This window comes from Thiobacillus sp. 65-1402 (assembly GCF_001897685.1).
Taxonomy (GTDB): domain Bacteria; phylum Pseudomonadota; class Gammaproteobacteria; order Burkholderiales; family Thiobacillaceae; genus Thiobacillus.
In genome coordinates, this window is record NZ_MKUG01000107.1 from 1 (window position 1) to 8,605 (window position 8,605).

The window sequence follows — 8,605 nt, forward strand, 5'->3', positions numbered from 1 at the left end:
CCGCACCGAATGGCGCGACTACGCCATCCTCTACCGCGGCAACTACCAGGCGCGCATCTTCGAGCAGGCGCTGAGGAACGAGAAGGTGCCCTACCAGCTGTCGGGCGGGCAGTCGTTCTTCGACCGCGCCGAAATCAAGGACGTGATTGCCTATCTGCGCCTGATCGCCAACAGCGACGACGATCCGGCCTTCATCCGCGCCGTCACCACGCCCAAACGCGGCATCGGCGCGGCCACGCTGGAGAAGCTCGGCCAGGTCGCCGCCACCCTGCACGTCAGCCTGTTCGAGGCGGTGTTCTCGGCCGCCGCCGCATCGCAGATCGGCGAGCGCCAGTTGGCGCCGCTGGTCGAGTTCTGCCAGTTCATCAACCGCATCGAGGAACGGGTCGCCCGCGAGCCGGCCGGCGAAGTGCTGAACGACCTGCTGAAAAGCATCGACTATGAAGTCCACCTGTTCGACCAGGACGACCAGCGCGCGGCGCAGAGCAAGTGGAACAACGTGCTCGAATTCGCCGCCTGGATCACCAAGAAGGGCGAGGAGGACGACAAGAACCTGCTGCAGATCACCCAGACCATCGCGCTGATCACCCTGCTCGAAGGCCGCGAGGAGGAAGAGCCCGACGCCGTGCGGCTGTCGACCCTGCACGCCGCCAAGGGCCTCGAGTTCGGCCACGTGTTCCTGGTCGGCGTCGAAGAAAACATCCTGCCGCACCGCGACGCCGTCGACGAAGGCCGCCTGGAAGAGGAGCGCCGCCTGATGTACGTCGGCGTCACCCGCGCCAAGAAATCGCTGACGCTGTCCTACTGCTCGCGCCGCAAGCGTGCGCGCGAATCGGTCGCCTGCGATCCCTCGCGCTTCATCGACGAACTGGGCGACGACGTGCGCATGCCGGAGAAACCCACCACGGCAGATGCCAAGGCCAGCGGCAGCGACCGGCTGGCGGCGCTGAAGGCGATGCTGGGGTAGATTCAGTCACCGCACACATGTTTAATCGCGGTCGTTCCCCCAAATCCACTACGCTTGCCGTCATCGGCTGACTACGGACGTGCCACGGCCGTCAATCACGCTCGCGCCTCTCGTCCCCGCTTTCAAGGGGCCGAGGGACAGGTAGATTCCAGCCATGACGGATCGCCATCAGTCGAAGTCCGAAACAGGCAACAGCTCCAGCAATCGCGGTCGGGACCATCGGCAAAGTCAGTGCATGTCCGATGACAACGAGCACCGCGCCAGCAAGTGCCGCGAGGGCGTAGAGGTCTCTCCGAAGCACGGCGGGTGTCTGGGCGACGAGCAGGTCGCGCACAATGCCTCCGCCGATGCCGGTCAACATGCCCAGCAGTGCCGCCATCAACGGGTTCAGTCCGTACGCAAGCGCCTTCTGCGTGCCGGCGACGGCAAAGAGCGCAAGACCTGCCGCATCGAAGATCAATATCGCGGTGCGTAGGCGCACGAACAGTGACGACCAGAAAAAAACCAGCAACCCGGCGGCAAGCGCAACCGCAAGATAACGCCAGTCACGGATCGCAGCGGGCGGGACGGCGCCGATCAACAGATCGCGTGTGATCCCCCCCGCACTCGAGGCAGCGAAGGACAGGACCAGGATTCCGAAGATATCGAGATTGCGGCGTACGCCCAACATCGCGCCACTGATTGCGAAGACAAAGGTGCCCGCCAGGTCGAAAACCAGCAGAAGTTCGTGAATCGCCTTCTGTTCGAGAACGGGGATCAGCGGCATCGGAAAACGTCCTGCGAGGGCGTTAAACGTTTGATTGGTTCTTCATTTGGCCAGCCAGGCCAACGCGCCCGCGACCATGGCTTCGATGCCTGTCTGCAGGGTTGGATGGATGACGGGGGCGAAAAAGGGGCTGTGATTGACCGGCAGGTCGTTGATCCGTCCCGCTGCCTTGGCTTTTGCATAGATGTCGGGATCGGTCCCACCGACAAACCAGTATACCGATGGCGTGTTCCATTCACTCCCGAAGCAACCGAAGTCCTCGCTCGCCGGCGCCGGCCCGGTGTGCCGGACGCGGTCGGGCGGAAAATGGCGGCGCAGGGCCTCCGCAATGCGGTCGCTTGCCTGCTTGTCGTTGACGTTGAGGGGGTAGCGATCCAGCGGGGTGATCTCCGGCGCTCGCGGCGCGCCGGAAGCCTGCGCTTCAGCGTTGACGATCCGTTCGATCGCTGCAAGCACATGCTTGCGTACCCCTTCATCGAACGTCCGGATGTTCAGCTTGATGATGGCCTCGTCCGGGATCACATTCTCCTTGGTACCCGCCTGCAACACCCCGACGGTGACCACTGCGGCGTCGGTGGCGGCCACTTCGCGGGAAACGATGGTCTGCAGTCGCAGGACGATCGCCGCGGCCATGACGATCGGATCGATGCTGGCTTGCGGCATCGAGCCATGCGCACCGCGGCCGAACAGGCGAATTTGCAGACTATCGGCGGCGGAGGTGATCGGCCCGGCGCTGCCCGCGACAGTACCTGCGGGGCCGACCATGACATGCTGGCCGAGCACGACATCAGGCTTGGGAAAGCGTGTGAATAGGCCATCGTCAATCATGGCCCGCGCACCTTGCGCCGTCTCCTCGCCTGGCTGGAAAACCACCATCAGCGTGCCGCGCCAGGCCTCGCGCCGTTGCGAGAACAGCGCAGCCGCACCCATCAGCCATGCCACGTGCATGTCGTGACCGCAGGCATGCGCCACCGGCACGGAGTTTCCCGCGGCATCCGTGGCCATGACGGTGCTCGCATAATCGACGCCGCTCGCCTCCCGGACGGGGAGCGCATCCATGTCGGCACGCAGCATGACCGTGGGGCCTTCCCCATTGCGCAGCAGGCCGACGACCCCCGTCTTGCCCACCCCAGCGGTCACCTCGTAACCATTGTCCCGGAGATGTTTCGCCGCAAGGCCTGCCGTGCGGTTCTCCTGCATCGACAGTTCCGGATGCGCATGGACATCCTTGTAAAGTGCTTCGAGCCCGGGTAGCAGGCTGGGAAGGCTCCCAAGGAGCGTGCTTGAAGGGTCAGATAACGCCGCATTCATAAGTCGCCTCCGGCACATCATCATTTGGCACAGCCTCTATTCGCCATGATAGGCGATAGTTAAACCGTCTTCCGGGTTCCATCCGTCTCAAACCGATCCGGCGGAGGTTGGGGCGCCATCGCTGAACCAGGTGGAGCGGTGTGTCTCCGGCGGATTCGGCCGACGAACAGTCAGCCGAAGCGAGCAAACTGCACGGCCGCTCCCCGCCAAAAGGCGCCCCAGGATCATCAGCGTGGCGCTCGTGGGCCAAAAAAATGGGACGCCGCAGCGTCCCATTTGATTTCAGCGTCTGATTGCGGCAAGCCGGCGATCAGTTGACCTTGGGATCGAGTTCGCCCTTGTCGTAGCGCTTCTGCATTTCTTCCAGGTTGAAGACCTTCTTGATCTTGCTGGCCTGGCCGGCTGCGCCGAAAGCTTCGTAGCGCGCCTTGCAAATGTCGCTCATGCCCTTGGTGGCTTCCTTGAGGAATTTGCGCGGGTCGAAGTTGGCCTTGTTTTCGGCCAGGTGCTTGCGGATGGCGCCGGTGGAGGCCATGCGCAGGTCGGTGTCGATGTTGACCTTGCGCACGCCGTTCTTGATGCCTTCGACGATTTCTTCGACCGGCACGCCGTAGGTCTGGCCCATGTCGCCGCCGTAGCTGTTGATGATGGCGAGCCAGTCTTCCGGAACGGAAGACGAGCCGTGCATCACCAGGTGCACGTTGGGAATGCGAGCGTGGATTTCCTTCACGCGGTCGATACGCAGCACCTTGCCGGTGGGCTTCTGGGTGAACTTGTAGGCGCCGTGCGAGGTGCCGATGGCGATGGCCAGGGCATCGACCTTGGTCTTGGTCACGAAGTCAGCGGCTTCGTCGGGATCGGTCAGCAGCATGGAGTGGTCCAGGGTGCCCTCGGCGCCGTGGCCGTCTTCTTCGCCAGCCTTGCCGGTTTCCAGCGAGCCCAGGCAGCCCAGTTCGCCTTCCACGGACACGCCGCAGGCGTGGGCCAGTTCGGAAACCTTGCGGGTGGTTTCGACGTTGTATTCGTAGGTGGCGGGGGTCTTGCCGTCTTCCATCAGCGAACCGTCCATCATCACCGACGAGAAACCGGACTGGATGGAGCGGAAGCAGATGCTGGGAGACGCGCCGTGATCCTGGTGCATACACACGGGGATCTGCGGGTACATTTCGATCGCGGCCAGGATGAGGTGGCGCAGGAAGGGCTCGCCGGCGTAGGAGCGGGCGCCGGCGGAACCCTGCAGGATCACCGGCGAATCGACGGCGGCGGCGGCCTGCATGATGGCATGCACCTGCTCCATGTTGTTGACGTTGAACGCGGGCAGGCCATAGCCGTTTTCGGCGGCATGGTCGAGCAATTGACGAAGGGAAATCAGGGCCATTTACACTCTCCTAGAGGTTAAAAATTTATTGCAGGAATTCAGGTTTTTCTGGAGTCGCCTACACGGACGATCTTCATGGTATTGGTGCCGCCCGACTGACCGATCGGCTCGCCGATGGTCAACAGGATCAAGTCCCCTTCGCGCACCGCGCCGCGTCGCCGCAGCTCCTCTTCGGCTTCCGCCAGCAGCATATCGCGGTCCTTGGTGGCGGTTTTCAGGTTGATCGGGTAGACGCCGCGGAAAAGAGTGACTTTTCTACGGGTTTGAACTCCGGGTGTCAAGGCATAGATCGGCACCCGCGTCGACAGGCGGCTCATCCACAGGCAGGTGTTGCCGGATTCGGTGAGCGCGGCGATGGCCTTGATGTTGAGGTGCACCGAGGTGAACACCGACGACATCGCGATGGCTTCGTCGGGACGCAGGAAGCTGTGGTCGAGACGGGCGCCGGAGAAATCGGGCTCGGCGTCCTTTTCCGCTTCCAGGCAGACGCGGTCCATGGCCTGGATCGCCTCGACCGGGAACTGGCCGGCGGCGGTTTCGGCCGACAGCATCACCGCGTCGGTGCCGTCGAGCACCGCGTTGGCGACGTCGGACACCTCGGCCCGGGTAGGAATCGGGCTGGAAATCATCGACTCCATCATCTGGGTGGCGGTGATGACGACCTTGTTGCGTTCGATCGCCATGCGGATCATGCGTTTCTGCAGCGCGGGTACCGCAGCGTCGCCCACTTCCACGCCAAGGTCGCCGCGCGCCACCATGATGGCGTCGGAAGCCTCGAGGATCTCCTCCAGGTTTTCGATCGCTTCGGTACGCTCGATCTTGGCGACCAGCTGGCTCTTGCCGCCTGCGGCGCGCAGCAGTTCGCGCGCCTGGCGCATGTCGGCGCCGGAACGCGGGAACGACACCGCCAGGTAATCCGCATTCAGGGCGGCGGCGGTCTTGATGTCCTCGATGTCCTTTTCGGTCAGGGCGGCCGCCGACAGCCCGCCGCCCTTGCGGTTGATGCCCTTGTTGTTGGACAGCACGCCGCCCTGCACCACCTTGCAATGGATCTCGGTGCCCTTGACCTCTTCGACCCAGAATTCGATGCGGCCGTCGTCCAGCAGCAGGGTGACGCCCCGCTTCACATCGTTCGGCAATTCCTTGTAGTCGAGGCCGACGCGGGTCTGGTCGCCCAGCGCGCAGGCGGCATCGAGGATGAAGGTATCGCCCTTGGCCAGCACGATCTTGCCGTCCTTGAACTTGCCGATGCGGATTTTCGGACCCTGCAGGTCGACCAGCACGCCGACCGCGCGGCCGCGCGCGCGCGCCAGCGAGCGCACCAGTTCGGCGCGATCGATATGGTCTTGCGCCGCGCCGTGGGAAAAGTTGAGGCGCACCACGTCCAGGCCGGCTTCCATCATCCGGTCCAGGGTTTTGGCATCGGAGCAGGCGGGGCCGAGGGTGGCGACGATTTTGGTTCTGCGGATCATTGTATGGGTGAAGCGTTAGGTGTGAGGAGTGAGGCGGAGAGGGCGAAGCGGAAAGCGGGGCCTGCGCCCACGCCTAACGCCTCGCGCCTCACGAACGGCATCAGCCGTTCGCGCGCTCCTCCAGAATCGCCACGGCGGGCAGAACCTTGCCTTCGAGGTATTCGAGGAAGGCGCCACCGGCGGTCGAGATGTAGCTCACCTTGTCGTAGATGTCGTATTTCTGGATCGCGGCGATGGTGTCGCCGCCGCCGGCGAGGCTGAAGCCGGGGGCGTTGGCGATCGCCATCGACACGGTCTTGGTGCCTTCGCCGAACTGGTCGAACTCGAACACGCCGACCGGGCCGTTCCACACGATGGTGCCAGCCTTGGCGATGATGTCGGCGAGTTCCTGCGCGCTCTTCGGGCCGATGTCGAAGATCATGTCGTCGTCGGCGACGTCACCGGCGTCCTTCAGCACGGCGGGCTCGTTGGCATCGAATTTCTTGCCGCACACCACGTCCACGGCGATCGGGATCGAGGCGCCGCGCGCGGCCATCTTCTCGATCAGCGCCTTGGCGGTGGGGATCAGGTCGTGCTCACACAGCGACTTGCCGACGTTCTTGCCCATCGCGGCGAGGAAGGTGTTGGCGATGCCGCCGCCGACCACCAGCTGGTCGACCTTCTCCGACAGCGCTTCCAGCACAGTCAGCTTGGTGGAGACTTTCGAGCCGCCGACGATGGCGACCATCGGGCGCGCCGGGTTGGCGAGCGCCTTCGCCAGCGCGTCGAGCTCTTCGGTCAGCAGGATGCCGGCGGCGGCGGTCGGCGCGAACTTGGCGATGCCGTGGGTCGAGGCTTCGGCGCGGTGCGCGGTGCCGAAAGCATCCATCACGAACACGTCGCACAGCGCGGCGTATTTCTTCGCGGTGTCGTCGACGTTCTTCTTCTCGCCCTTGTTGACGCGGCAGTTCTCCAGCACCACCAGCTCGCCGTCGGCGACGTCGAAGCCGCCCTCGGTCCATTCGCGGATCAGGCGGATGTTCTTGCCGAGCTTCTGCGCGATGACGTCGACCACCGGCTTGAGCGAATCCTCTTCCCTGAACTCGCCTTCGGTCGGGCGACCGAGGTGCGAGGTGACCATCACCTTGGCGCCCGCCTTGAGGCAGTGCTCGATGGTGCGCATCGACGCGGTGATGCGGGCGTCGGAGGTAACCTTGCCGTCCTTGACCGGGACGTTCATGTCGGCACGGATGAAGACGCGCTTGCCTGCCAGATCGAGATCGGTGACGCGGATGAATGCCATGGTGTGTTTCTCCTGAAGGTAAGATTTAAGGGTTGGCGCGGCGTTGGGGGCCGCGCCAGGCCTTAAAGCTCAGCTTAGGGGTTAGGAACTAGGGGCTAGGGGAGGTGCGGCCAGAGCCGCGCCTATTTCAAATAGGCGGGCTGTGCCCGCACCCCCCCTAAATCCTAGCTCCTAGCCCCTAGTCCCTCACTTCGCCACGTGCTGCACGAAGCGCAGCATGTTGCAGGTGTAGCCGTACTCGTTGTCGTACCAGGACACAACCTTGACGAAGGTGTCGTCGAGCGCGATGCCGGCCTCGGCGTCGAAGATCGACGAGAAGCTGTTGCCGCGGAAGTCGGTGGACACCACTTTCTCGTCGGTGTAGCCCAGCGTCTTGCTGATGTCGCCGGACTGGCTGGCCTTCTTCATCGCGGCGCAGATGTCGGCGTACTTGGCGGGCTTCTCCAGTTCGACGGTCAGGTCGACCACCGACACGTCAGAAGTCGGAACGCGGAACGCCATGCCGGTCAGCTTGCCCTTGAGTTCCGGCAGCACCACGCCGACGGCCTTGGCGGCGCCGGTCGAGGACGGGATGATGTTTTCCAGGATGCCGCGGCCGCCGCGCCAGTCCTTGGAGGACGGGCCGTCGACGGTTTTCTGGGTGGCGGTGGCGGCGTGCACGGTGCTCATCAGGCCGCGCTTGATGCCCCAGTTGTCGTTCAGCACCTTGGCGATCGGGGCCAGGCAGTTGGTGGTGCACGAAGCGGCCGAGACGATGGCTTCGCCGGCATACTTCTCGTGGTTCACGCCGTACACGAACATCGGGGTGTCGTCCTTCGACGGGGCCGACTGCACCACTTTCTTGGCGCCCGCGTCGATGTGCTTCTGGCAGGTTTCCTTGGTCAGGAAGAAGCCGGTGCACTCGATCACGATGTCGGCGCCGACTTCGTTCCACTTCAGGTTGGCGGGCTCGCGCTCGGCGGTCAGACGAATCTTCTTGCCGTTGACGATGAGGTTGCTGCCTTCGACCGAAATGTCGCCATTGAAATTGCCGTGCACGGAATCGTACTTCAGCATGTAAGCCAGGTACTCGGGGTCGAGCAGGTCGTTGATCGCGACCACTTCGATGTCCTTGAAGTCCTTGGCGATTGCGCGGAATGCCATGCGGCCGATGCGGCCAAAACCGTTGATGCCAACTTTGATTGCCATGTATCAGTCTCCAGTGAGTGAAAATCTTGTTGCGGTGAGGCGTGAGGCGACAGGTGCGAGGCGTGACGCCTCACACCTCACGGTTCACAGAACGCCCTTGACCGCGGCCACGACAGCCTCGGTGGTGATGCCGAAGTGCTTGAACAGCGCCGGAGCCGGGGCGGATTCGCCGAAGCTGTCGATGCCGATGACGGCGCCTTCCAGACCCACGTACTTGCGCCAGAAGTCGGTGACGCCGGCC

General features: G+C 63.7%; 7 protein-coding genes. 1 reads left to right on the forward strand and 6 read right to left on the reverse strand.

Annotated features, from left to right (window positions below; all coding sequences use genetic code 11):
- On the forward strand, positions 1 to 967 hold a 967-nt coding region (locus BGO62_RS09055), incomplete at its 5' end, for a 3'-5' exonuclease (RefSeq protein WP_296641546.1).
- Between the two features lie 91 nt (positions 968 to 1,058).
- Here BGO62_RS09055 and BGO62_RS09060 read toward each other — a convergent pair.
- The 6 genes from BGO62_RS09060 to gap all read right to left on the reverse strand — a co-directional run bounded on the left by BGO62_RS09060 (position 1,059) and on the right by gap (position 8,364).
- Positions 1,059 to 1,733 carry a trimeric intracellular cation channel family protein gene (locus BGO62_RS09060; protein ID WP_296641548.1) on the reverse strand — a complete coding sequence of 225 codons (675 nt, stop codon included), beginning with the start codon at positions 1,731 to 1,733 and terminating at the stop codon, positions 1,059 to 1,061.
- A 42-nt stretch (positions 1,734 to 1,775) separates the two neighbouring features.
- Entirely contained in the window at positions 1,776 to 3,044 is a 1,269-nt protein-coding gene (locus BGO62_RS09065; protein WP_296641550.1) for a M20 family metallopeptidase, read from the reverse strand.
- A 310-nt stretch (positions 3,045 to 3,354) separates the two neighbouring features.
- Positions 3,355 to 4,422 (reverse strand): class II fructose-bisphosphate aldolase, encoded by a 1,068-nt coding sequence (gene fba, locus BGO62_RS09070; protein WP_296641553.1) that lies wholly within the window; start codon positions 4,420 to 4,422, stop codon positions 3,355 to 3,357.
- A gap of 38 nt (positions 4,423 to 4,460) precedes the next feature.
- The gene (gene pyk / locus BGO62_RS09075; protein WP_296641555.1) at positions 4,461 to 5,894 is read right to left on the reverse strand and encodes a pyruvate kinase; all 1,434 of its coding nucleotides are present in this window, start codon (positions 5,892 to 5,894) and stop codon (positions 4,461 to 4,463) included.
- Positions 5,895 to 5,994: 100 nt separating this feature from the next.
- A complete protein-coding gene (locus tag BGO62_RS09080; RefSeq protein ID WP_296641557.1) occupies positions 5,995 to 7,176 on the reverse strand; it encodes a phosphoglycerate kinase in 1,182 nt (393 codons plus the stop codon).
- A gap of 186 nt (positions 7,177 to 7,362) precedes the next feature.
- Positions 7,363 to 8,364, reverse strand: a complete 1,002-nt coding sequence (gene gap, locus BGO62_RS09085; RefSeq protein WP_296641560.1) for a type I glyceraldehyde-3-phosphate dehydrogenase — start codon at positions 8,362 to 8,364, stop codon at positions 7,363 to 7,365.
- Positions 8,365 to 8,605 lie beyond the last annotated feature (241 nt).